This is a genomic window from Mesorhizobium sp. WSM4808, from assembly GCF_055811675.1.
Map to the genome: position 1 here is coordinate 325,624 of NZ_JBVVQX010000005.1, position 24,203 is coordinate 349,826.

Below are 24,203 nucleotides of genomic sequence, written 5' to 3' on the forward strand. Positions count from 1 at the left end.
GATCGGCAGCGGCAAGCTGGCGGTTGCCAGCCTGGTGGTGATCAGCGCCATCGTTTTCGCACTCGCCTACACCGGATTTCCGGTTCTGCCGGGAACCGATCTTGCCTGGCTGGCCAATTTTTCAGGTATCGGTTCGATGATCCTGGGGGCAGCGCTCGTCCTGCCCTTCGCCCATCGGTTCAAGCCGGTGAGATGGTATGCGCACGGATTTTGGGTGCTGGTGCTTGTCTTTCTGACTACCTATCCGGCTGCATTTGCGATCCGTTCGTTCCTGTTCCAGCCGTTTTCGATACCATCCAGCAGTATGGTGCCGACATTGCAAGGCGGCGACTATCTCTTCGTCTCCAAATTCGCATATGGCTACAGCCGCTACAGCGTGCCGTTCAATCTGTTGCCGATAGAAGGCCGCATGTTCGGCGCGGAGCCCAAGCGAGGGGATGTGGTGGTGTTCAAATTCCCGCCCGACCCCAGCGTGGATTACATCCAGCGGATCGTCGGTCTTCCCGGGGACAAAATCCAGATGGTCAATGGCGTGCTGCACATCAACGATGTGGCCGTCGGCCTCAAGGATGCAGGCACTTTCTCCTACGAGGAACGCGAGCAACCTGCCAGGCTTGAACGGGAGACCCTGCCGGGTGGTGTCACCCATTTCGTTCTCGACCTGACGGACAGTTCCATCGGCGACAACACGCGGGAATTTGAGGTGCCCGAAGGCCACTATTTCATGCTGGGCGACAATCGCGACAATGCCTCCGACAGCCGATTCATGGTCGGCTTCGTTCCCTACGAAAACCTCGTCGGCAAGGCCGTGCGATTGTTCTGGAATTCAAAAGGCACGGAGTATTCTTCCCGGCAAACGCTGGACGGTTCGGTCGGCAAATAAGCCTGAATCGAGTTGGTTCGGACCCGCACCAAGTCTGGTTGATGACTACTTCATATCTATGCCGAGCGCGGCGAAGGCCAAGGTCGGACCGTCGCGTCGCAGGTGGACGAGATGCACAGCCACAAGTTCGATCAACGTCTGGCGTTCGGCGTGATCCCCAGCGAAGCCGGCCAGGTCGAACACCGCGGTCACGGTTTCGTTGGCCGGCAGTTGCTCACTCAAAAGTTCCGTCAACGCCGCGTCGAGCGGATCGGTGAAATGGCCCTCCGGCAAGGTTTTCCCTCGCGCGGCGCAGGCGGCGATCCAGGCAGCCACCACCAGGGTCAGATGGACCAGTTCGGTACCGGCTTCCAGGCATTCGATGGCGGAAGCGATGATGCGCTGCGGCAGTTTCTGGCTGCCGTCATTGGCGATCTGCGCCGTGCGATGGGCAAGTGCAGTGTTGGAAAAACGCTCCGCGAGCTCCGCAATATAGGCGCTCGTGTCCAATCCGGCATCCTCGGGCAGGGTCGGGATGGCTTCGGCCCACAAGGCATCGACGAATTGGCGGATCGCCGGGTCGGCGAAGGCGCGGTCGACGGTGGCATGACCGCTGAGCAGGCCAAGATAGGCGATGGCCGAATGCGAGCCGTTGAGCAGCCTGAGCTTCATGTCCTCGAACGGGCCGACGTCGCGAACCATGGTGACGCCGAATTGTTCCCACGCGGGCCGGCCAGTCGGGAACTTATCTTCGACCACCCACTGACAAAACGGCTCGGTCATCACGGGCCAGGCATCCTCGACGCCGAGTTCTTCAGCGATCCGCGCCCGATCGGCGTCGGTGGTTGCAGGCACGATGCGATCGACCATGCTGGAGGGAAACGCGACCTGGTGTGCGATGTGGTCGGCAATTCCGACATCACTCGATTGGGCGAGCCCGGCATCTCGCAACTGGGCGAATTCGACCAACAGCCGGTGCAGCGTGGCGCCGTTGGCCGGCAAATTGTCGCAACACAGGACAGTGAAGGGCGGCGTGCCGGCGGCGCGTCGCAGGGCAAGCGCCTCGGTCAGGAAACCATGCGCTGTCTTCGGCATCCGGGGATTGGCCAGATCATGGACGATATCGGGATGGGCGGCGTCCAATCCGCCGCCTGCCGCCCTCAGATAGGCTTTTTCGGTGATCGTCAGCGTGACGATGCGGGTGCGCGGATCGGTCAGCGTGGCCAGCACAGCGCTGGGGTCTTCGGGCGCCACCAGCATCGCGCCGATCGAGCCGATGACCTGAAGCTTTTCGGTTCCACTGCTTCTGATCGCCAGCGTGTAGAGCCCGTCCTGCGGCGTGAGAGCGTCGCGCGTGTCGGTGCTGCGCAGCGAAACGCCTGTTATGCCCCAATCCGCCTCGCCTGCCGCCAGGCAATCGTCGACATAGGCTGCCTGATGGGCGCGGTGGAAGGCGCCGACACCAAGGTGCACAATGCCCGGGACGACGCGGCTGCGATCATACGCAGGTGTCGCGATCGAGGCAGGCAGTGCGCGCACGGTCTTCGTGGAAAGGCGTTCGGTCGTCGTGGTGCGACTGGTCTGGTCGGATGACATGAGTGACCTCGGCAGGGATCGGCAAAGCGGCGTAACATTCGATTTCCTGCCACACAATGGGTCGAAAAGTCATCATACAACAATCGCATTTTTGTATGTTGACATTATTTCTTGCCGCCCCTACCGATAGTGGCCTTGGGAGGATGACCGTGGCACTGACCCATGCGGATTTGCTGTTTCCCGCCGAGGCGCATTCGCGCTCGGTTGCCCGTGATCTCTATGCCGGGATCAAGGACCTGCCCCTTGTCAGCCCGCATGGCCACACCGATCCGCGCTGGTATGCGCTGAACGAGCCATTCCCGGATCCAGCGCAACTGCTCATCGTCCCGGATCACTACATCTTCCGCATGCTGTTCAGCCAAGGCGTCCGCCTCGAGGATCTCGGCGTGGCGACGCTCGACGGCGCGCCGGTCGAGACCGACGGCAGGGCGATCTGGCGGCTTTTTGCCGAGCATTATCATCTGTTTCGGGGCACGCCGACCCGGCTGTGGTTCGATCATGTGCTTGCCGATCTGTTCGGCATCGACGAACCGCTGACCGCGGCGACCGCCGACCGCCACTACGACACCATCGCGACGCTGCTGCAGTGGGAGAATTTTCGCCCGCGCGCGCTGTTCGAGCGTTTCAACATCGAGGTCATCGCGACCACGGAAGGCGCGCTCGACGATCTCAAATGGCACCAGATGATCCGCGACAGCGGCTGGCAGGGCCGTGTGGTCACCGCTTATCGGCCGGATGCTGTCGTCGATCCCGATTTCGAAGGGTTTTCAACCAATCTCGACCGGCTCGGCGAGATCACCGGCTGCGACACCGGCAATTGGGCCGGCTATCTCGATGCGCATCGCCAGCGGCGTGCCTTCTTCAAGAGCTTCGGCGCGACTTCGTCGGATCATGGCCATCCGACGGCCGAGACCGCCAATCTTTCGGATGCGGCGGCGCAAGAGCTGTTCAATCGGATTCGCCGCGGTTCCGACGATGAGCGCGAGCGAAAACTGTTCCGCGCCCAGATGCTGACCGAGATGGCCAAGATGAGCCTCGACGATGGACTGGTCCTGCAGATCCATCCCGGCTCCTGGCGCAATCATTCGCCCGCGATCTTCCAGAAATTCGGCCGCGACAAGGGTTTCGATATCCCGACCAGGACCGACTATGTGACGGCGCTGAAGCCGCTGCTCGACTGCGTCGGGCTGGAGCGCGACCTCACCGTCATCCTGTTCACGCTCGACGAGACCAGTTATGCGCGCGAGCTGGCGCCGCTGGCCGGTGTCTACCCGGCGCTGAAGCTCGGGCCGGCATGGTGGTTCCACGACAGCTCGGAAGGCATGCGGCGCTTCCGCGAGATGACCACCGAGACGGCCGGCTTCTACAACACCGTCGGTTTCAACGACGACACCCGTGCCTTTCCGTCGATCCCGGCGCGTCACGATGTGGCGCGGCGAGTCGACTGCGCGTTCCTGGCGCGTCTCGTCGCCGAGCATCGGCTGCGCGAGGACGAGGCGTATGAGCTGGCGCGGGAACTGACCTATACGCTGGCGAAAAAGGCGTATCGGCTCTGAAGGGGCAACTCGCCCGCAATGCAAAGGGAGGAAACCATGTTGCATTTTTCAAGACTGACGGGAGCTGCGCTACTCGCCGCCGCACTGATGGCCGGAACGGCAAGCGCCCAGACGGTTCTGCGCTCGTCCGACACCCACCCGGACGGCTATCCGACGGTCGAGGCAGTCAAATATTTCGGCGAGCTTGTAAAGGAGCGTACGGCCGGCCGCTATGCGGTCGAGCTCTATCATTCCGCGCAGCTCGGCGAAGAAAAGGACACGATCGAGCAGGTTCGCACCGGCGTGATCGACCTCAACCGCATCTCGATGGCGCCGTTCAACGGGCTCATTCCCGAAACCACGGTGCCCTCGCTGCCCTACATCTTCCGCTCGGAAGACCATATGCACAAGGTCATGGACGGGGCGGTCGGCGACCAGATCGCGGCGGCGTTCGAACAGGTCGGGCTGGTGCTGCTCGCCTTTTATGACAGTGGCGCGCGCTCCTTCTACAATTCGAAGAAGCCGATCAACTCATTAGCCGATCTGTCCGGCATGAAGTTCCGCGTCATCCAGTCCGACATCTTCGTCGACATGGTGGCGGCACTCGGCGCCAACGCGACGCCGATGCCGTATGGCGAGGTGTATTCGGCGATCGAGACCGGGGTCATCGACGGCGCGGAAAACAATTTTCCGAGCTACGACACCGCCAAGCATGCGGAAGTCGCCAAGTTCTATTCGCTCGACGAGCACACTATGGTGCCGGAAGCCTTCGTCATGGCGAAGTTGAGCTGGGACAAGCTGACGCCGGAGGATCAGGCGATCTTCAAGGCGGCCGCCAAGGAGAGCGTCGCCAGGCAGCGCGAGCTGTGGACCGCCAAGGTCAAGGAATCGCGCGCCAAGGTCGAGGCGGCCGGTTCGCAGATCACGACGCCGGACAAGCAGCCCTTCATCGACGCCATGGGTCCGGTCTACGAGAAGCACGTCAAGGACGACAAGCTGAAGGCCATGGTCGAAGCCATCAAGGCCGTGCAGTGATCAAGCGGCGGCGCGGGCATTCCACGCCGCCATCCTCTTGCGGAGAGAACCGGTGACCTCCAGCCCAGAACACAGACCGCCCCTGTCCGGCGTCGCGCGCATGATGTCGCGCGTCAGCACAGCGGCGCTATGGGTCGCAGGCATCGGGCTGGTGCTGATGACCGCCTTCGTCGCCTGGCAGGTGTTCGGTCGTTATGTCCTGAACCGCTCGCCAAGCTGGACCGAGCAGGGCTCGGTGATGCTGATGAGCTGGTTCATTTTCCTCGGCGCTGCCGTCGGGGTGCGCGAGAACTATCACCTCGGCTTCGACGTCCTGCTCTACGTGCTGCCCAAAGGCGGCAAGCGTTGGCTGCGGATGATCTCGGACCTCGTCGCGCTCGCCTTCGGCATCGGTATGATCTGGTATGGCAGCCAACTGGTTGCATTGACCTGGGGCGCTACCTTGCCGTCGCTCGGCATATCCGGGGGCTGGGACTACGTCCCGCTGGTCGCGGGAGGCGTGCTCGTCGTGCTCTTCACGCTGGAGCGCATCGTGCTTCGTCTCTCCGGTGCGCCGATCGACGATGTGCTCGATGAACTGCCGCCGGCGGAAGTTGCAACCGAACTCGACACGGCGAACGTGAAGGTCTGACGGCATGGAACTCTGGATCCTCTTCGGCGTCTTCACCCTTCTGATGCTTATCGGCACGCCGATCGCTTTCTGCCTCGGCGTCGCAAGCTTTGCCACCGTCCTTTACATGGGCCTGCCGCCGCTCATCGTGTTCCAGCGCCTGAATTCCGGCATGAGCGTCTTTTCGCTGCTGGCCATTCCGTTCTTCATCTATGCCGGCGACTTGATGGTGCGCGGCGGCATCGCCAGCAAGATCGTTGCCTTCGCCGGCTCGCTCGTTGGCCATTTGCGCGGCGGCCTCGGGCAGGTCAACATTGCGACCGCTACACTGTTCGGCGGCATTTCCGGCTCCGCGGTGGCCGAGGCAGCGGCGGTCGGCGGCTTGATGATCCCGCAGATGAAAGCGCGTGGATATGGAGCGGATTACGCCGTCAACGTCACGTCGATGGCGGCGCTGATCGCGCTGCTCCTGCCGCCGTCGCACAACATGATCATCTACTCGATCTCGGCAGGTGGAAAGATCTCCATCGCCGACCTGTTCACGGCCGGCATCATTCCGGGCCTGCTGTTGGCCCTGTCGCTGATGATCACCGCCTATTTCGTGGCGCGCTCCCGCGGCTATCCGACCGAGCCGTTTCCGGGCTTCACCGCCGTCGCGCATCTCTTCGCTGTCGCGGTGCCCGGCCTGCTGCTGATCGCGATCATCTTCGGTGGCGTACGATCGGGCGTTTTCACGGCAACCGAGAGTTCCTGTGTCGCGGTCATCTATGCGTTGCTCGTCACTGTCTTCGTTTACCGGCAGATGACTTGGGAAGGTTTCGTTCATGCCACCCATGGTGCCGTGCGCACCACGGCCATGGTGCTGCTCATCATCGGCATGGCGGCGGCGTTCTCGTGGTTGATGGCCTTCCTGAAAGTGCCGGCAGCGCTCATAGCCTCCATGAACGCGATCTCGGACGATCCGCTGGTCGTGCTTCTCCTGCTCAACGTCTTGATGCTGTTCCTCGGCACCTTCATGGACATGGGGCCGACGATCATCATCTGTACGCCGATCTTCCTGCCCGTGGCGCAAGCCTACGGCGTCGACCCGGTGCATTTTGGCGTTATCATGATCCTCAACTTCGGCATCGGGCTGAACACGCCGCCGGTGGGCGCTGTGCAGTTCGTGGCGTGCGCAGTGGGCAAGATATCCGTCTGGGAAGCGATGCGCTCGATCTGGCCGTTCTATGGGGCCGGGCTCGTGGTACTGGGGCTCGTCACTTACATTCCGGCCATTTCGCTCTGGCTACCGAGCGTCTTCAAATAGGGGCGACATGGCATCGGACACCGCAACCGACCTCAGGGTCGAGAGAAAACCCAAACTGTCGGAAATCGTGGTCGCAACGATCCGCAAGCAGTTGCAGGCGGGTGAGATCCTGCCTGGCCATAAATTGCCGACCGAAGGCCAACTGACCGAAACCTTCGGCGTCAGCCGCACCGTCATCCGCGAGGCGCTGGCCAAGCTTGCCGCCGATGGGCTGGTCGAGCCGCGCCAAGGTGCCGGTGTCTTCGTCACCGAGCACATCTCGACGATGTTCGGCGCGCTGGCCGCCGATATGGGAGCCAAGGATTCGATCGCGCTCAACGTGCTCGAGGTGCGCCTCGCGATCGAGATCGAATCGGCCGGGATCGCCGCCATCCGTCGCAACGCCGCGCAGGAGGCGGCGATCCAGGAAGCCTTCTTCGAATTCGAGCGGCTGCTGCTTGCCAGCGAGCCGACCGGTCCGGCCGACCTCGCCTTCCATCGCGCCATCGCCAGCGCCACCAGCAACCCGTTCTATGTCGAGATGCTCGACGTGCTCGGCCGGCGCGCCATCCCGTGCGACGTGACTTCGCCCTGGTCCACCGAACTGGCGCAATCCGATAGCTACCAGCGCGGACTGCAGCGCGAGCACCTGGTGATCCTCAACGCCATCACCTCAGGCGATGCCGAGGCCGCGCGAGAGGCGATGCGCGCGCACCTCACCGCCAGCCAGCAGCGTTACCGCGAACGCCTGCATGCGCGTCAGGCTTTTTATTCCAGTTCGGTCAAGGCCGCCGCCGGCGAATGACCCATCTCAAGTCAGGATTGAAATGAACCAGAGCCACACCGACTATACATCCCGCTTTGCCATCGACCCGGTCGCCGCCGCGGCGATGGGAACCGATGAGCTGCGCCACAACTTTCACATTGACGGCCTATTCCAGCCCGGCCGCATCAGCCTGACCTACACACATTACGACCGCATGATCGTCGGCGGCGCCGTGCCGACTGGCGCACCGCTTCAACTGGAAGCGATCAAGCCGACCGGCACCAAGAACTTTCTCGACCGTCGCGAGCTGATCGCCGTCAACATCGGTGGTGCGGGTGTCATCAACGCCGGCGGCCAGCCCTTCGAATTGCAGGCGCGCGACATGCTCTATCTCGGCATGGGCACCGCTGATGTGTCGTTCGCCTCTGCTGACATAGCCGCGCCGGCAAAATTCTATCTGCTCAGCGCGCCGGCGCATCAGGCCTGGCCCAGCCGGCTGATCCGCATCGGCGACGCCAAGCGCCTCGATCTCGGCAGCAAGGATGCCTGCAACGAGCGTTCGATCTTCCAGTTCATCCATGCCGAGGGCGTGAAAACCTGCCAGCTGGTGGTCGGCATGACTCAGCTGGCGCCGGGCTCGGTGTGGAACACCATGCCGTGCCATGTGCATGACCGGCGCATGGAGGCCTATCTCTATTTCGACCTGGCCGAGACGGCACGCGTCTTCCACTTCATGGGCGAGCCGGACGAGACGCGCCATATCGTCATGGGCAATGAGGAGGCGGTGCTGTCGCCGGGATGGTCGATCCACTCCGGCGCCGGCACTTCCAATTATGCTTTCATCTGGGCGATGGCTGGCGACAATGTCGACTATACCGATGTCGACCCGGTGGCGTTGGGCGATCTGCGGTGAGCGACCCCTTCAGCCTTGCCGGAAAACGTATTCTGGTCACCGGCGCCAACACCGGCATCGGCCAGGGCATCGCCGTATCGATCGCACGCGCCGGGGGCGCGGTGGTCGGCGTCGGCCGCTCGTCGATGGACGATACGGCAGACAAGGTCGCCGCAGTCGGCGGGCAATTCGAGGCGGTGAGCGCCGACCTGGCCGACATTTCGGCCGCCGGCTCCTTGCTCGACCGCATCTGGGACGAAAGCGGCGTGCTCGACGGGCTGGTCAACAATGCCGGCATCATCCGCCGCGCCGATGCCGTCGATCTCAGCGAGGCCGATTGGGACGACGTCATGGATGTCAATCTGAAGACGGTTTTTTTGCTCTGCCAAAGCTTTGCCAGGCGTGTCTTGGCCGCTGAACGGAAAGGCAAGATCGTCAACATTGCCTCGGTGCTGAGTTTCCAAGGTGGCATTCGCGTCGCGTCCTACACCGCCTCGAAGCATGGCGTGCTCGGCATCACGCGTTTGCTCGCCTGCGAATGGGCGCAGAAAGGCATCAACGTCAACGCCATCGCGCCAGGCTATATCGAAACCAACAACACGCAGGCGTTGCGCGCCGATCTCGACCGCAGCGCCGCCATCTTGGCGCGTATCCCGGCCGGCCGCTGGGGCGAAGCGGGCGACATTGGCGACGCCGCCGTCTTCCTGCTGGCGCCGGCGTCCAACTACATGCATGGCGCGGTGGTGCCGGTGGATGGCGGCTGGCTGGCGCGCTAGGTTTTGACGCAATTCCGGACGGAAGACCGGTTCACACTTTTCCTGGAATTGCTCTGAGGAGACAACGATGACGAAGCCGAAGATTTTCGCGCATGCCGGCGAGGGCGCCTGGACGACGACGCCGGACGGCAACAGGCGCCGCATTCTCCTGCACACCGACGAGTTGATGCTGGTCGAATTCGGCTTCGACAAGGGTGGCGTCGGCGCCCTGCATTCGCACCCACACGTCCAGGCTAGCTATGTCGCCGAGGGCCGCTTCGAGGTGACCATCGACGGCCGGAGCGAGATCGTTGGGACGGGCGGGAGCTTCATCGTGCCGTCGGGCCTGGTGCACGGCGTCAAGGCGCTCGAAGCGGGGCGGCTGGTCGACAGCTTCACGCCGCACCGGGCCGATTTCCTCGGCTAGCCAAGGGTAAGAGATCGAGCGGGAATGACCCGCACCCCAGAAAGAGGCGCGGGTCTGTTGCCTGGGCGCTTGTGGCGCCGCGGTACTCAAGACATCACCGCAGGATGAGGACCCTGCCGCACCGTGGTGAAGATAGTCTTAATGCGCCGGCGCTGCATGGCACGACGAACCGGAGGCTGCGCTCGCTCGATCAGGTGATGTGACGCAGGAGGCTGAAGAGCCGCTCGAACGTCTTGCCGTAGGGCGGGCGCAACAAGGCTCCGGCGCTCAGCCGGGACTGTGTGAAAACCGGCTTCTCCTTGCTGAACGTCCGGAATCCCCACTCGCCGTGATAGGCGCCCATGCCGCTGGCGCCGACCCCGCCGAAAGGCTGGTTTTCCTGTACCAGATGCAGCATGCAGTCGTTGATGGTGACGCCGCCGGCAATAGTCTCGTGCAGGATGCGTTGACGATTGCCGCTGTCGCGGCCGAACCAGTAGAGCGCCAGCGGTCGGGCTGCCCCGTTCACATGCGCGATCGCTTCGTCGATCCCGGTGTATTCTACGATGGGCAGCACCGGCCCAAAAATCTCCTCGCGCATCAGCCGCAGGTTTGCGCCGGCGTTGCGGACCAGGGTCGGCAGCAGCTTCCGGCTTTTGCCACCCAGCTCTTCGCCGGCCGGGTTGATTTCGGTGACATCGGCGCTGGCGTCACGCGCTTCAGTGATCATGTCGCGCAGGCGCTGGTGGTGCCGGTCGCTGATGATGGCGGTATAATCGGGGTTGTCGCGCAAGGTCGGGTAGAGCTTCGCGATCGCCGTTGCGAGCTTGACAGCGACCGTGCCTGCCTGTCCCTTCGGCACCAGCAGATAATCCGGCGCGATGCAGGTCTGCCCGGCATTCAAGAGCTTGCCATAGGCAATGCTGGATACCGCCGCATCGAGATGGCAGGACGGATCGAAGATTGCCGGCGACTTGCCGCCGAGTTCGAGCGTGACCGGGGTCAGGTTGGCGGCCGCGGCGATCGCGACCTGGCGTCCGACCGCGGTCGAGCCGGTGAACAGCAAATGATCGAAAGGCATCGACACGAAGGCCTTGCCCATCTCGGCATCGCCGGTGATGACGCTGAGCTCATCGGATGCGAAATGCTCGGCAACGAGTTTGGCCAGCAGCACTGAGAATGCCGGCGTCAATTCGGAAGGTTTTATGAGCACGCGGTTGCCGGCGGCAAGGGCGGCGGTCACCGGCGCGACGGCGAGTTGGAAAGGATAATTCCAGGGCGACACGATACCGACGACGCCGAGCGGCTGCGGGACGAGGCGATTTCGGCCGGGCAGGAACGGCATGGTGGTGACAACGCGGCGTTCGCGCATCCAGCCCCTGACATGCGACAGCGCGTGGCGGATGCCGGCGCGCACGACGAACAGTTCCGCAAGGCGCGTCTCGTGTGCCGAACGGCCGCCAAAGTCGGCGTCGATGGCGGTGCAGATGTCGGCTTCATGCCGCTCGGTCAGCGCCAGCAGGCGTTTCAGGCGATCCTTGCGGATGCCAAAGTTGGGGAAAGGCTGCGCCTCGAAGGCGGCGCGCTGCAGGTGGAACCGCTCGCCGAGAACATCCTGTCTGGTCTGCAGCATCGCATCCTCCCTGGCTAGCGGAGCCGAGCTTACATTGCTGGGTAAAGGAATCCAGCGAGGTAAAGGTGTCGTTAGGGAAGGCGCAGCTGCGGGCGACCTGTTCCTGTTGTGGCACGATGACAGCTGCGCTAAGGCATGGTGCCCATGCAGAGAGTCGTTTTGACCGATTTCCCATCCTCTCCCATCCAGGAATTCCAGTCCGGTGTCTGCCTGATGCTGATATCGGCGACGAGTATCTTGGCCATGGACCCCAAGCGGCGCGTTTCGTGTCGGGCGGCCCAGCGGAATTGCGGATGAAGGGCGCTCACAGGCTTGAGGCTGCGTTTGGAGCGGCTGCGCGAAGGGTTGTGCGGGAGTTTCTGCGGTTGGTGCCGCTGTCTCTGAAACAGCGCATGCAAAAACGCACATACGCACGCGCGGCGCCCGCCAACAGAATTTTCATTTCGGGTTGCGCGCGCAGCGGGACGACGCTGACACAGCGGCTGATGAGGTGTTTCGAGGACATTTTCGTCCATCCACCCGAAGCGCGATACACAATGCTGGACATGTTGGACCGGCCGGAATCGAACCTCGTCGTCAAGCGCGATGCGCGCGGTTTTGCGCATCTGGCGAAGCTCCCTGCCTCCATCGGCTTGATCTATTGCGTGCGCCATCCCTTCGACACGCTGACAAGTTCGCATCCGCAAACACGCAACGAGCGTCGGTTCCACGTCACGCCGCATCGCTGGCTGGCCGAATACGACGCGCTGACCCGGCTGAAGAAGGCACAACCGCACCGGCAGATACTCTTTGTCCGCTACGAAGACATGATCGGCGCGCCCAATGCGCAGCAGGACAGAATCGCGCAGTCGTTCGGACTGACACCGCGCATTCGTTTCAGCGAGGATCCGGACAATCCGATCCGGGTGGCTTCGTTGAGAAAATGGGAACGGAATGAAGAATTCAGGACCTATCTCGGCGGTCTGCCCCCGGCATTTCTCGTCGGCGTCCGGCGTTTCTGCGCCGAGTTCGGCTATGACATGCCAATGAGCACGCCGACCGTGGACGCGCGATGATGCAGGCACCGGCGGCCCTCGCGACAGACGAGCGAGATCCCAAGCGGCGCGTGCTGAAGGACGTGTTCGGCTTCGATGATTTCCGCCCCGGCCAGGCCGATGTCATGGATGCGCTGCTGGCCGGGCGTCATGTGCTGGCCGTCATGCCGACAGGGGCGGGCAAATCGCTCTGCTACCAGGTCCCGGCACTTGTCCTGGGCGGGCTCACCATTGTCGTTTCGCCGTTGGTGGCGCTGATGCAGGATCAGGTCGCCGCCTTGCGGCTTGCCGGCGTGGCTGCCGATACGATCAATTCCTCGATCGACCGCGATGCCAATATCGCCGCATGGCGTCGCGTCGCCTCAGGCCAGACGCGCCTGCTCTATCTCGCGCCGGAGCGGCTGATGACCGAACGGATGCTCGAGGCGCTGGCCAGGCTCGATGTCAGCCTGATCGCCGTCGACGAGGCGCATTGCATCTCGCAATGGGGGCCGGCGTTCCGGCGCGAATACGAGGACCTGTCGCGTCTGCGCGGCATCTTTCCCAACGTGCCGATCATCGCGCTGACGGCAACGGCGGACGAAGGCACGCGCACCGACATCGAATCCCGGCTGTTTGCCGAGCGCGTCGAGACCCTGGTGCTGGGCTTCGACCGGCCGAACATCAAGCTTGCCATCGAGGCCAAGCAGGACAGCAAGCGGCAATTGCTGCGCTTCGTCGAGCGCCATCCCGGCCGCAGCGGCATCGTCTACTGCCTGTCGCGCAAGAAGACGGAGGAGATGGCGGCCTTCCTCGAGAAGAACGGCGTCACCGCGCTCGCCTATCATGCCGGCATGAGCAAGGAGGCGCGCGACGCTAACCAGAACAGCTTCATGACCTTGTCCGGTGTCGTCATGGTGGCGACCATCGCTTTCGGCATGGGCATCGACAAGCCTGACGTCGCCTATGTCTTCCACACCGACATGCCGGGCAGCCTGGAGGCCTACTACCAGGAGATCGGCCGCGCCGGCCGCGATGGGCGGGACGCCGAGGCACATATGCTGTTCGGCCTTGGCGATATCCGCATGCGCCGGATGTTCATCGACGACGAGGATGCGCCGCCCGAGCACAAGAGGCGCTCGCATGGCCGGCTCGACACGCTGATCGGCTACTGCGAGACGGCGCAGTGCCGCCGCCAGGTGCTGCTCGGCTATTTCGGCGAGGAAGCGCAGCCTTGCGGCAATTGCGACACTTGCCTCGACCAGGCGCCGCGCGCCGATGGCGGAGCGGAGGCGCGGATCATCCTGGCAGCCATCGCGCAGAGTGGCGAACGCTTCGGTGCCGGCCATGTCATCGACATCCTGCTCGGCCATGAAACCGAAAAAGTGCTGGCCAGGAACCACCAGAGGCTCACGAGTTTCGGCAGCGGTCTGGCGCACAAGAAGGATTTCTGGCTGTCGCTGATCCGGCAGCTCGTCGCAGGCGGGTTCCTGATGCCGGATCCGGCCGGTCATGGCGGCCTCGCCATCGCCGAAAAAGGCCATGCGCTGGGCCGTGGCGAGATGCCGTTCCACTACCGTGTCGAGGTGCGCAGCCGCGCCTTGCGCAAGATGCGGGCGGCCGAGGGTTCAGGCATGAACGCCGAGGGTATCGATGCGTCATTGCTCGCCGCGCTCAAATCCTTGCGCCTGCGGCTCGCCAAGGAACGCCAGGTGCCGGCCTATGTGGTGTTTTCCGACCGCACGCTGATCGACATGGCCGAGCGCCGCCCGCACGACCTCGACGCCTTCGCCGAAGTGAACGGTGTCGGGGCGGCGAAGCTCAAGGAGTTCGGCGAGGTTTTTCTGAGCGCTATTGCGGCGCACCAGTCGGGTGGAACGGTCTGAAATCAGGCCAAGGAATTGCGCAGCCGCAGCCGCCACAACGCGCGTTGGTGAGGCTCTGGGACGGGACGTAGGCCAAGGCGCCGGTTGGCCTGCCCCACAATGGGTCATTTGCCGCTGGCATCACAATTGCAATGTCAGCAATGCCGGGTGTTGGGACCATGGGATCCGGCATGGGGCGATGGGGCCCTCGCCGCTTCGCAAATGGAGCGGCGAGGTCTTTTATTCAGCTATCAGCCAGCCGTTGGCAGGTACGTGCGATAAAGCGATCAGCGACCACGCCTACTGCGATCGCCCAGGCTGCCAAACTGTAGAACTGTCGCTCGGCGCCCATTGGTCGCTTCGTCCTGCATCTAATCCGCGGCTTGTCTCAATGATCCCGACCATTGCGCGAGTAAATTCAACCATGCTGTTTGCCGTGACAGCTGCCCTGTCCGGACTTTGCCCAATCAACTCAGCGGCTCCGCAACATGACAGGCGGATGAGATCGTAGTGCGGATCTCTTTCATCGTCTGGCAATGTCGCTAATTTCAGGGCGCGACGGTGAATCATCCGCAGCAGCTGTGCCAGTGCTGTTTCGACTCTCATGCGTTTTGCTCCGCATCGGCGGAACGTCCCGGCACAGAGGGGCGCTGGAACGTCGATCGGGGTTTGGTTCCCGTCCCCGACACTGAAAGGTTGCATCATGGCCGTTAATATATCGTTGATTGCTAATATACGTGCCAACTGGGCCACGTGCCGCGGCGGCACGCACCGGCAAGGCGCTGTGCCTGCGTCTCACCAGGGAGCGCCAGGTGCCGGCCTATGTGGTGTTCTCGGATCGCACGCTGATCGACATGGCCGAGCGCCGCCCGCACGACCTCGACGCCTTCGCCGAAGTGAATGGGGTTGGGGCGGCAAAGCTCAAGGAGTTCGGCCAGGTTTTTCTGGATGCAATCGCGGCGCACCAATCCGATGGCTCGGCCTGAAGTCGTTCCACCGCTGACCATCCGCAAAGCGGCTGATGCCAGCTTGCAAGAGCGGAACGTTTTTGTGGGTGGTTGGGCCGGGAGCTAGCGCGGGAAGAGTCTGGACTTAAGCCAGCACTACTACATGGACAGGAACCAGAGAAGGCGAAGAGAGCGTTCGTGGGCGCCGTGAAGCTCCCGCCCGACCTTCAAAATAACCTCTCGGGCTGATTAACAAAATCGACACGTTATGCCGACGCCACCTCAATCTGGAGGGGCGATTCTCCGACCTTACGCCAACTTATTGTTTCTTTTTCATAGCTATTGATTTGGCCAAGAAGGATGTGGTCATCGGCAAGATAAATGGTCACAGAGTTGTCTCGACCAAACGAGCCAAGGATCGTTTTGTATGCGCTAACATCTTCAGAGCGGCGTGTTATTGTGCCTTCGAAGGCGTCTCCGAATCTGCGGAGATGAACCTCCACAAGGATTGTTTCAATTCGCGTATTAGGTTGAGGTGCGAACAAGCCGATTAGACTGTTATTTGGTACTTCGCGTTTGAATTCACCCGTTCCAACATATCTGTCACCCCCCACCAGTTCGAAATTGATCGTCCCATCTTGGGTCTGCCAATTCCCAACGATACCTCTTTCGCCCGAGGTCAAGCTTGCTCGTCCAAGCCGTTCGAAAAATGCTTGCTTTTGAGACGCAGCGACTCTTGCTTGTTGGGCCTTCTTTTCCTCCTCGGCGATAGCTGCGCTAAGCGTGTTAAGCGCTGTCACAACGTTTTCGTTATGGTTTGGCACTTTGATTGCAGACTCCGCCTGCTTTCGGGCGTCGTCAAATAGGCCAGCGTGAATGAGATTGTGGGCTAGATTTCCGTCCGCGATTGTCTCGCCCTTTTCGGATGCAATCCGATAGGCTGCAACTGCGGCCCCTCGCATAGTCAAAGCTGAATACGCCACCCCAAGATTGTTCCAAACCATGCCTGACCGCTCTGAGTTTGGAATGCATTCATAGTGCAGCAAACTTAGTTCTGGATCATTTTCGCTATAGCCATGGGCTAGGCTAAATCTCAAGGATCCGTCATCGGGAGCGCTTTTGACACGTACCTCATCAATGGCCTGGGCTATGTGCTTCAACCCGGCGTACCCCGCCAAGCTTCTCATCGCACCATTAAATTGCTTTTGATCCGTTGGCGCGGTGTGTGGAAAGGCGATCAACTGGGCGCGCAGCTTGGCATGGTCCAACAGTTCTGGAGTGTCTTGATGAATGTCAACCAATTTGGAAATAGATGACTGAGCAGCTTCAATGTTTGAGGCATTGGTTAGTGCACTCATGAATGTATGAGAGGCGGCCTCTTTATCGCCATAGTGGGCAAGCGCTTGCCCGAGCAATTGCAGAAGCCTGCTGCTGTTTGGAAACGCGTGAACTTTTTCCTGAATGTTATTGATTGCCCCTGGCTCACCAGCGATCATATGAGCGTAGATTTGCCAAGCTTCCCATATTGCAATTGACTCGTCAGAGTTCGCCATTGGACTTCTTCTGAACGCAGAATCCACGGCCTCCTCGTCAAGCTTACTGTCGCTGAAGACAGCCATCATAAGAGCTCGTTCGAATCTCGAACGCGACCAAGAGGGCTCAGGCTCTATCAAGTACGACGATGTGCTTGGCTCGACGTTTGCCGGTATTGCACGGTCTTCTGCTTCGACGAGGCCAGCTGTATCGGCCTTGAGCCGTGTTCCCATTTCTCTCATAGCCTTGCGGATTTTTCGCGCCGCAGGTCCAACCGCCGCCAATAGATTATCGTCCTCACGCTTATGGTCGTATTCAACAGGCGTGATTCCGCTGAGATCGGACGGCAAATGAATGTCAGTTCCGCGAGGCTTCAGAATAAAGGTTCGTCGCCGAGTTAGGCGCCAAACGAAAAGCCCAAGTTCAAAAATCACGTTGTCACGAACCGTGCTTAGCTGTTCCCCTCTCATCACCGTCACGTCGTCGGGGAAAAAAACGAACACACCGAAATCAGCCTTATCGAGTTCCTTATCGAGGGATTCCAGAGGATACTCGGACGGCCCAAACGTGTCTTGGTCCCAGGTCGTTACCAATGCGTCGTGGTCGAACGCGTCTTGGATCGCCCGGGCAGTTTCGATGTTCTCTCGTGACGAAGCGATGAATATTTTTGGCTTGCTCATTTATCGGTCCAAATGGAGTGGGTCAGTCGCAATTGCTGTCGCTTGATTACTTGATTCCACCTCAAGGCATGCATTAAGAAATCTGGTGTTACACATTTGAGACGTTCTCTCGTGAGGGCACCGGCGGCCGTTTCAGTTGCCCCACCCGGGCCTGCGTTTTGCCAGCTTATGCACTGGTGATCTACAGCTTGTCCGCCACCCTAGTCATGGGCGTTGATAGTACCCTCGATCTTACAGCCCGAGAAACAGGTACTAGAACAGGTGCCGACCAGCTATCTTCGCGGCCAGTAGATCATCCTCTGCGTTCATGTTATCTGCCTAGAATTGGGGGGGTGCCAGTATGGTTGGAGACGTTCTATCCTATTTGTTGGCGGGCTTGCGAGCTATGGCAGATGTGCAGACCGCGTCTATGGTTGTCACCGCCATTGCAACTATAGGCCTCGGCATCTTCACTTGGGTGTTGGCGCGGGAAACTAAGCGGCTTTCGAATGCGACGGCTCAGGCGCACGTCGTAGCAACCCTCGAGCCGAATGATTGGGCTATTAACCACCTAGACTTGATCGTTACCAACACAGGAAATGCTGCTGCGCACGACGTTGAAGTGACCTTTAGTCCCGAGCTGGAGAAATATAAAGGTAACCTGTCAGGAGAACGGCCACTAAAGCGCGTGAGCGTGCTGAAGCCAGGCCAGTCGCTATCCAGCTATGTCGGAGAGTTTAGCCTATACAACAAGAAGACCTACCAGATCACGACAAGCTGGAAACATCGTCCGGCTGAGAAGCGGCGCCTATCGCTCAGTTACGAACAATCGTTGGACGACTATGAGGGGTTTGGTACCTTAGGGGCTCGCTCTCCGCTCATTCAGATAGCTGAGCAAGTTAAGAAGCTTCGCGAGGACTGGCAATACGTCGCAAGCGGATCGCGGAAGCTCAGGGCAGACGTTTACTCATCCGAGGACCGAGCCCGAGAGCAAAGGGATAGGCAAAAGCAAAGGGAGGAATACCGTAGCCGGGCCGTCAAGAAACCTGAAGGGGACGCGAAATAGCGGGCCGAATTGCTAATATTGGAGCACCGGTGTGGGGCACCTGGGTCAATAGCTCGCTTGAATAAGCCCGTTTTTCTAACCCGTTACACGCAAGGAAATATGGCGGAGAGGGAGGGATTCGAACCCCCGATGGGCTTGCACCCATGCCGCATTTCGAGTGCGGTGCATTCGACCACTCTGCCACCTCTCCGCGGTCATGGTCGGCCGTTGCCGGCGCGGCGCACTAGATAACGGCTGAACGGGCAGGTTACAAGGCCAATCCGTCAGTTATTTGGCTTGCCGGGCAAGCAGCGGATTCGCGACGGTTCAGCTGCGGCGAGGCCTGGGTAGGTTGGTGACCAGTCACGCATCCTTGCCTCGACGACGGTGACGCCGTGCAGTCGTGCTGACACGCTCGGTCCTTCGGCTCCCAACAACAGTCCCGACAACAGCTGTTTGCCTTGACTCGCCCCCAACCTTCGGTTAGGGACAGCGCGCAATCGGCGTGGAGGGTTCTTCCGCGCCGCTTGTTTTTTGAACCCGCAGACTGACAAAAAGACGGCCGAACCGCCAGATGCGGTTCATCAAGGCCGACCGAACAGCGAAAGGCAAAAAATGTTCGCAGTCATTAAAACGGGTGGCAAGCAGTATCGCGTTGCCGCCAACGATCTCCTGAAGATCGAAAAAGTCGAAGCCAATGTCGGCGATATGGTCGAGATCGGCCATGTGCTGGCGCATGGCGAGGGCGAGAATGTCACGTTCGGCGCGCCGTTCGTCGACGGCGCGGTGGTCACCGCCGAAGTCGTCGAACAGGGCAAGAACCGCACCGTCATCGCCTTCAAGAAGCGCCGCCGGCAGAATTCGCGCCGCAAGATCGGCCATCGTCAGCTTTTGACCACCGTGCGGATCTCCGAGATCCTGCTGGGTGGCGCCAAGCCGACGAAGACGGCATCGGTCAAGGCGCCGAAGAAGGTGAAGGCCGAGGCCGCCACCGAGGTGCAGGCGGAAGCCGCGCCGAAGAAGGAGCCCAAGGCCAAGGCAGCCGAGACAAAGGCAGCCGAGACCGCGGCAGCGCCGCTGTTCAAGGCGCCGAAGGGTGAGCCGGACGATCTGACCGTGATCAAGGGCATCGGCCCGGTCGCAGCCAAGGATCTCAACGAGCAGGGCATCATCACCTTCGCGCAGCTCGCCAAGCTGACCGACAAGGATGTCGCCAAGATCGACGAGCACATGTCCTTCAGCTCCGACCAGATCAAGGACTGGCGCGAGCAGGCCAAGGAATTGGCTGCGAAGTAATTTTCTGGCGACCTGGTCGCCGGATCGGACTTGAAACGGAACGCGAACGCGTTCATAAGGCCTTTTAGGCGCCTTGCGGCGCAACGGAGTTAGTTAGATGGCACACAAGAAAGCTGGCGGCTCGTCGCGCAACGGTCGCGACTCGCATTCCAAGCGTCTGGGCGTGAAGAAGTTCGGCGGCGAAGCCGTCATCCCGGGCAACATCATCATTCGTCAACGCGGCACCACGTGGCATCCCGGCGTCAATGTCGGCATGGGCACGGACCATACGCTTTTTGCGCTCGAGACCGGCGCCGTGACGTTCAACAAAAAAGCCAACGGCCGAACCTACGTATCGGTCAACCCGATTGCCAAAGCCGCGGAGTAGCCGGTTCCGCACTAGAACACCGGCGCCCATCTCGGGAACCGGTGTCTGGCAAAGCCAGGAAAAGGATCAGGGGAGATGGGTTTCCATCTCCCCTTTTTCTTGTGCCTGGAGGACTTTCAAATGGTTGCCGAAGCGGAAGACTCAGAAGACGAAAGTTACGCGATAGATTGTCCGGTGCTGGTCACCGAGCGACTGGTGATGCGGGCGCCTCACGAAGGCGATATCGCGCAACTGGTCGAACTTGCCGACAACCGCCATGTCGCCGAAATGCTGGCCCGCATGCCGCACCCCTATGGCGAGCCCGAGGCGCGCTCTTTCCTGGCCATGACCAAGTCGCGCCGGGCCGGCATCGCTTATGCCCTGACGTTGGCCGGCACCGACACCTTCGTCGGCTGCGCCGGTCTCAACACCACCGATCGCGGGCTGGAACTCGGTTACTGGATCGGCGAGCCGCACTGGAAGAAGGGCTATGCGACCGAGGCGGCGCACGCGCTGGTCGATCTCGCCTTCCAGAGGACGTCGATCCAGGTTCTGCATGCCTCGACGCGGGTCATCAATCCCGCCTCGCGCCGCGTCATCCACAAGTGCGGGTTCCAGTATGCCGGCCAGGGCATGCTGAATTCGATTGTCGCCGGCCAGGTGCCGGTCGAGCGCTACCGGCTCGATCGCAAGACCTGGACGAGCCTGCGGAACTGGGTCCACTTTTGATGTGTGCCGATATTCAGGTGAGGCCGGCCTGCGAATGGCGGCTTCCTGCGCTTCCGGTGCTCGCGTACGAAAAGTACGCTCCGCTCCGGTTCTCGGAAGCCACTATTCTCGGCTCGGCCTGACCTGAATCTCGACACACATCGGGTACGGCGCGAAACCAATGGGAGGCAAACTTGGATCAGCCAGTTCGACCCAGACCGGCAGGTGGTCCGAGCCGACGGCCTTTCGGTCGACCCACAGGCGCTGCAGGGATTTGGCGAGCGACGCGCTGGTGAAGATGTAGTCGATGCGCTTGTGGCGGCTGGGATCGGTGGGTTGTTTCGGGTCGACCCAGCTGATGAGATCGTCGCCGGTGGCGTTCAAGCGCAAGGCGGCATCGACGGCGAAGTCGGCGGTCAGCGGCATGCCGAATTCATGATCCGGCCGGCCGGCGAGTTCGATATATTCGGGTGAGCCGGCCAACATGTTGAAATCGCCCATGCCCACAAAGGCTTCGGGATGCGGCAATTCCGGCAGGCCGATCTCGGCGACGCCGGACAGCGCGCCGCCTTCGAGCGCGTAGTTCAGCATGCGTTGGCGCAGGAACTGGATCTGGCTGGCGCGTTCGACGGGGCTGCGGTGATCGAGATGGATGGAATAGAAGCGGATGAAACCAAGCGGCGTCTCGATCAGCGCTTCCAGCGCGCCACGCTGGAAGTTCATCATCTCGAAGCTGCGGCTGCGCGGCAAAAGCAGGTTGCGCGACAGATGAATAGGCGTTTTCGACAGCACCATGTTGCCGAGCTGGAAGGTTTTCGTGATGGCGCGGCCATTGTCGATGTGCGAACCGATATTGGCCTCGAAATTGCTGCCATAGACGGCGAAGTAGTCGGGCAGCGCCTCGCCGATCTCGGCGACCATGTCGCGGCCGCCGTTCCTGGGATTGTTGCGGGTCACTTCCTGCAGAGCGATCACATCGGCGCCGCGCACGGCATCAGCGATGCGTCCGACATCGTACTGCCCGTCGAGGCCGACGCCGTACTGGATATTGTAGGTTACAAGCTTCATTCCGGCATCTCTCCGGCCGATCCCGCGCGGCCATTGTCACAAAACGGCCTCGCCCTTCGCCGCGCCTTGGTTTAGAGCAAGGGCCAAGGTTTAGAGCAATGCCGCAAGGCCACTAGTAGAAACTGTACAATCCCATGAAATTTCTCGATCAAGCCAAGGTCTACATCCGCTCCGGTGACGGTGGCGCCGGTTCCGTGTCGTTCCGGCGCGAAAAGTTCATCGAGTTCGGCGGGCCGGATGGCGGTGATGGCGGCCGTGGCGGCGATGTCTGGCTGGAGGCGGTCGACGGGCTGAACACGCTAATAGACTACCGCTACCAGCAGCATTTCAAGGCCAAGACCGGCGTCCACGGCATGGGCCGCAACATGACCGGCGCCAAGGGCGCCGATGTCACGCTGAAAGTGCCGGCGGGAACGCAAGTGTTCGAAGAAGACAACGAGACGCTGATCTGCGATCTGACCGTGGTCGGCCAGCGCTTTCTGCTGGCCAAGGGCGGAAATGGCGGTTTTGGCAACCAGCATTTCAAGACATCGACCAACCAGGCGCCGCGCCGCGCCAACCCCGGCCTGCCGGGGCAGGAGCTCAACATCTGGCTGCGGCTGAAGCTGATCGCCGATGCCGGACTGGTCGGGCTGCCGAATGCCGGCAAGTCGACATTCCTGGCGGCGGTCACCGCGGCCAAGCCGAAGATCGCCGACTATCCGTTCACGACGCTGCATCCCGGCCTCGGCGTTGCCCGCATCGATGCGCGCGAATTCGTCATCGCCGATATTCCGGGCCTCATCGAAGGCGCGCATGAGGGTGTCGGCATCGGCGACCGCTTCCTTGGCCATGTCGAGCGCACGCGTGTGCTGTTGCATCTGGTTTCGGCGCAGGAGGAAAATCCGGGCAAAGCCTACAAGACCGTGCGCGCGGAGCTCGAGGCCTATGGCAACGGCCTGACCGACAAGGTCGAGATCGTGGCACTGTCCCAGGTCGACACGCTCGACGCCGATGCGCGCAAGAAAAAAGTCGCCTCGCTGAAGCGTGCCGCCGGCCGCGCACCGATGCTGTTGTCGGCCGTCACCGGCGAAGGCGTCGAGGCGGTGCTGCGGGCGTTGATGTCGGTGGTGGCCGAGGCGCGTGCGCAGATCGCTGCGCCAGTCGAGACGCGCTGGGAAAAGTAGGACGATGCAGTCGCTGGGAAAATATCGGCGCATCACCGTCAAGATCGGCTCGGCGCTGCTCGTCGACCGCACGACGGGGCTGAATCGCGACTGGCTGGCCTCGCTCGCCGACGACATTGCCGGGCTGGCCAAGGGCGGCGCTGAAATCCTCGTCGTCTCGTCCGGCGCCATTGCGCTTGGCCGCACGATCCTTGGTCTCGGCAAGCGCGCCTTGAAGCTCGAAGAGAGCCAGGCCGCGGCAGCCGTCGGGCAGATCGCATTGGCCGGCGCGTGGTCGGATGCGCTCGGCAAGGGCAGCCTGAAATCGGGCCAGATCCTGCTGACGCTCGGCGACACCGAGGAGCGCCGCCGCTATCTCAACGCACGGGCAACGATCTCGACGCTGCTCAAGATGAAGGCGGTGCCGGTCATCAACGAAAACGACACGGTGGCGACGTCCGAAATCCGCTATGGCGACAATGACCGGCTGGCGGCTCGCGTCGCCACCATGATGGGCGCCGACCTCCTGGTACTGCTCTCCGACATCGATGGCCTCTATACGGCGCCGCCGGCGCGTGACCCCCAAGCTAAATTCATTCCGGTGGTCGACCGCATCACGCCCGATATCGAGGCGATGGCGGGGGCGGCTGCTTCCGAGCTGTCGCGCGGCGGCATGCGCACGAAGCTCGATGCCGGCAAGATCGCCACCGCCGCCGGCACCGCGATGATCATCACGTCGGGCACGCGGTTGTCGCCGCTGATGGCGATCGAACGCGGCGAGCGCGCTACTTTCTTTCGGCCGAGCAGCAACCCGGTCAAGGGCTACAAGACCTGGATCGCCGGCCAGCTCGAACCGGCCGGCCGGCTTACGGTCGATGCCGGCGCCATCGGTGCGCTGCTGTCGGGAAAGTCGTTGCTGCCGGCCGGCGTCAAGCTGGTCAGCGGCAATTTCTCGCGCGGCGACACGGTGGCTATCCTGTCGCCCGAGGGCCGCGAGATCGCGCGCGGGCTGGTTGCCTACGATGCGGCCGATGCCGTAAGGATCGCGGGCCTGAAGACGACCGAGATCGAAACCGTGCTCGGCTACGAGGCGCGTTCGGCGATGATCCACCGCGACGACCTTGTGGTAAGCCATTCGGGTGACCAAGTACGGGCCGGCGACCAAGTACTGGCCAGTGACCAGGTAACCAGCGGAGGATGAGC

21 protein-coding genes, 1 tRNA gene and 1 pseudogene are annotated in these 24,203 nt (G+C 61.7%); 18 read left to right on the forward strand and 5 right to left on the reverse strand.

Going from position 1 to position 24,203, the window contains the following annotated elements; genetic code table 11:
- Positions 1-136: 136 nt before the first annotated feature.
- Positions 137-883 (forward strand): signal peptidase I, encoded by a 747-nt coding sequence (gene lepB, locus AC0L2U_RS11565; protein ID WP_127270502.1) that lies wholly within the window; start codon positions 137-139, stop codon positions 881-883.
- 45 nt (positions 884-928) lie between these two features.
- Here lepB and AC0L2U_RS11570 read toward each other — a convergent pair whose 3' ends face one another.
- Positions 929-2,458, reverse strand: a complete 1,530-nt coding sequence (locus AC0L2U_RS11570; RefSeq protein WP_292136215.1) for a mannitol dehydrogenase family protein — start codon at positions 2,456-2,458, stop codon at positions 929-931.
- A gap of 143 nt (positions 2,459-2,601) precedes the next feature.
- Here AC0L2U_RS11570 and uxaC point away from each other — a divergent pair, with 143 nt between their 5' ends.
- From uxaC to AC0L2U_RS11610, 8 genes are all read left to right on the forward strand, one after another.
- Complete coding sequence (gene uxaC / locus AC0L2U_RS11575) at positions 2,602-4,014, forward strand: glucuronate isomerase (protein WP_189367524.1); 1,413 nt, start codon at positions 2,602-2,604, stop codon at positions 4,012-4,014.
- Between the two features lie 36 nt (positions 4,015-4,050).
- Complete coding sequence (locus tag AC0L2U_RS11580) at positions 4,051-5,028, forward strand: TRAP transporter substrate-binding protein (protein ID WP_127808812.1); 978 nt, start codon at positions 4,051-4,053, stop codon at positions 5,026-5,028.
- A 100-nt stretch (positions 5,029-5,128) separates the two neighbouring features.
- Positions 5,129-5,659, forward strand: coding sequence for a TRAP transporter small permease (locus AC0L2U_RS11585; protein ID WP_127269376.1), 531 nt, complete (start codon positions 5,129-5,131; stop codon positions 5,657-5,659).
- Between the two features lie 4 nt (positions 5,660-5,663).
- The gene (locus tag AC0L2U_RS11590; protein ID WP_127269374.1) at positions 5,664-6,944 is read left to right on the forward strand and encodes a TRAP transporter large permease; all 1,281 of its coding nucleotides are present in this window, start codon (positions 5,664-5,666) and stop codon (positions 6,942-6,944) included.
- A gap of 7 nt (positions 6,945-6,951) precedes the next feature.
- Positions 6,952-7,728: a FadR/GntR family transcriptional regulator gene (locus tag AC0L2U_RS11595; RefSeq protein ID WP_127808813.1), complete on the forward strand. Its 777-nt coding sequence runs from the start codon at positions 6,952-6,954 to the stop codon at positions 7,726-7,728.
- A 22-nt stretch (positions 7,729-7,750) separates the two neighbouring features.
- Positions 7,751-8,602, forward strand: a complete 852-nt coding sequence (gene kduI, locus AC0L2U_RS11600) for a 5-dehydro-4-deoxy-D-glucuronate isomerase (RefSeq protein WP_127395856.1) — start codon at positions 7,751-7,753, stop codon at positions 8,600-8,602.
- Positions 8,599-9,357, forward strand: coding sequence for a 2-dehydro-3-deoxy-D-gluconate 5-dehydrogenase KduD (kduD, locus tag AC0L2U_RS11605; protein ID WP_292337259.1), 759 nt, complete (start codon positions 8,599-8,601; stop codon positions 9,355-9,357). The genes kduI and kduD overlap by 4 nt, the downstream gene beginning before the upstream one ends.
- 67 nt (positions 9,358-9,424) lie before the next feature.
- Positions 9,425-9,763 carry a cupin domain-containing protein gene (locus AC0L2U_RS11610; RefSeq protein ID WP_292337260.1) on the forward strand — a complete coding sequence of 113 codons (339 nt, stop codon included), beginning with the start codon at positions 9,425-9,427 and terminating at the stop codon, positions 9,761-9,763.
- A 190-nt stretch (positions 9,764-9,953) separates the two neighbouring features.
- On the opposite strand, the gene AC0L2U_RS11615 is transcribed toward AC0L2U_RS11610, so the two are convergent.
- Positions 9,954-11,375 (reverse strand): coniferyl aldehyde dehydrogenase, encoded by a 1,422-nt coding sequence (locus AC0L2U_RS11615; RefSeq protein WP_292337261.1) that lies wholly within the window; start codon positions 11,373-11,375, stop codon positions 9,954-9,956.
- A gap of 116 nt (positions 11,376-11,491) precedes the next feature.
- Here AC0L2U_RS11615 and AC0L2U_RS11620 point away from each other — a divergent pair, with 116 nt between their 5' ends.
- The 3 genes and pseudogenes from AC0L2U_RS11620 to AC0L2U_RS11630 form a co-directional block, all read left to right on the forward strand.
- On the forward strand, positions 11,492-12,430 hold the full coding sequence (locus AC0L2U_RS11620; protein WP_292337262.1) for a sulfotransferase family protein: 939 nt from the start codon (positions 11,492-11,494) through the stop codon (positions 12,428-12,430).
- Positions 12,430-14,274 carry a DNA helicase RecQ gene (gene recQ, locus AC0L2U_RS11625; RefSeq protein ID WP_292337284.1) on the forward strand — a complete coding sequence of 615 codons (1,845 nt, stop codon included), beginning with the start codon at positions 12,430-12,432 and terminating at the stop codon, positions 14,272-14,274. The genes AC0L2U_RS11620 and recQ overlap by 1 nt, the downstream gene beginning before the upstream one ends.
- Positions 14,275-15,029: 755 nt before the next feature.
- Positions 15,030-15,239, forward strand: a pseudogene (locus tag AC0L2U_RS11630) (HRDC domain-containing protein); the annotation flags it as partial.
- A 227-nt stretch (positions 15,240-15,466) separates the two neighbouring features.
- Here the strand turns inward: AC0L2U_RS11630 and AC0L2U_RS11635 are convergent.
- Complete coding sequence (locus tag AC0L2U_RS11635; RefSeq protein ID WP_473601940.1) at positions 15,467-17,413, reverse strand: TIR domain-containing protein; 1,947 nt, start codon at positions 17,411-17,413, stop codon at positions 15,467-15,469.
- Between the two features lie 385 nt (positions 17,414-17,798).
- Here AC0L2U_RS11635 and AC0L2U_RS11640 point away from each other — a divergent pair, with 385 nt between their 5' ends.
- Positions 17,799-18,458, forward strand: a complete 660-nt coding sequence (locus AC0L2U_RS11640; protein ID WP_473601941.1) for a hypothetical protein — start codon at positions 17,799-17,801, stop codon at positions 18,456-18,458.
- Positions 18,459-18,558: 100 nt separating this feature from the next.
- Here AC0L2U_RS11640 and AC0L2U_RS11645 read toward each other — a convergent pair.
- Positions 18,559-18,648 (reverse strand) — tRNA-Ser (locus tag AC0L2U_RS11645).
- Positions 18,649-19,052: 404 nt separating this feature from the next.
- On the opposite strand from AC0L2U_RS11645, the gene AC0L2U_RS11650 reads away from it, so the two are divergent.
- From AC0L2U_RS11650 to AC0L2U_RS11660, 3 genes are all read left to right on the forward strand, one after another.
- Complete coding sequence (locus tag AC0L2U_RS11650; RefSeq protein ID WP_128288073.1) at positions 19,053-19,733, forward strand: 50S ribosomal protein L21; 681 nt, start codon at positions 19,053-19,055, stop codon at positions 19,731-19,733.
- 97 nt (positions 19,734-19,830) lie between these two features.
- Entirely contained in the window at positions 19,831-20,100 is a 270-nt protein-coding gene (gene rpmA, locus AC0L2U_RS11655; protein WP_013529063.1) for a 50S ribosomal protein L27, read from the forward strand.
- A 120-nt stretch (positions 20,101-20,220) separates the two neighbouring features.
- Positions 20,221-20,808: a GNAT family N-acetyltransferase gene (locus tag AC0L2U_RS11660; protein ID WP_164873766.1), complete on the forward strand. Its 588-nt coding sequence runs from the start codon at positions 20,221-20,223 to the stop codon at positions 20,806-20,808.
- Positions 20,809-20,910: 102 nt separating this feature from the next.
- On the opposite strand, the gene AC0L2U_RS11665 is transcribed toward AC0L2U_RS11660, so the two are convergent.
- A complete protein-coding gene (locus AC0L2U_RS11665) occupies positions 20,911-21,855 on the reverse strand; it encodes an endonuclease/exonuclease/phosphatase family protein (RefSeq protein WP_473601942.1) in 945 nt (314 codons plus the stop codon).
- 134 nt (positions 21,856-21,989) lie between these two features.
- Between AC0L2U_RS11665 and obgE the strand changes: the two genes are divergently transcribed.
- On the forward strand, positions 21,990-23,021 hold the full coding sequence (gene obgE, locus AC0L2U_RS11670; RefSeq protein ID WP_127266818.1) for a GTPase ObgE: 1,032 nt from the start codon (positions 21,990-21,992) through the stop codon (positions 23,019-23,021).
- 4 nt (positions 23,022-23,025) lie between these two features.
- Entirely contained in the window at positions 23,026-24,201 is a 1,176-nt protein-coding gene (proB, locus tag AC0L2U_RS11675; RefSeq protein WP_128288071.1) for a glutamate 5-kinase, read from the forward strand.
- The last annotated feature ends 2 nt before the right edge of the window (positions 24,202-24,203 follow it).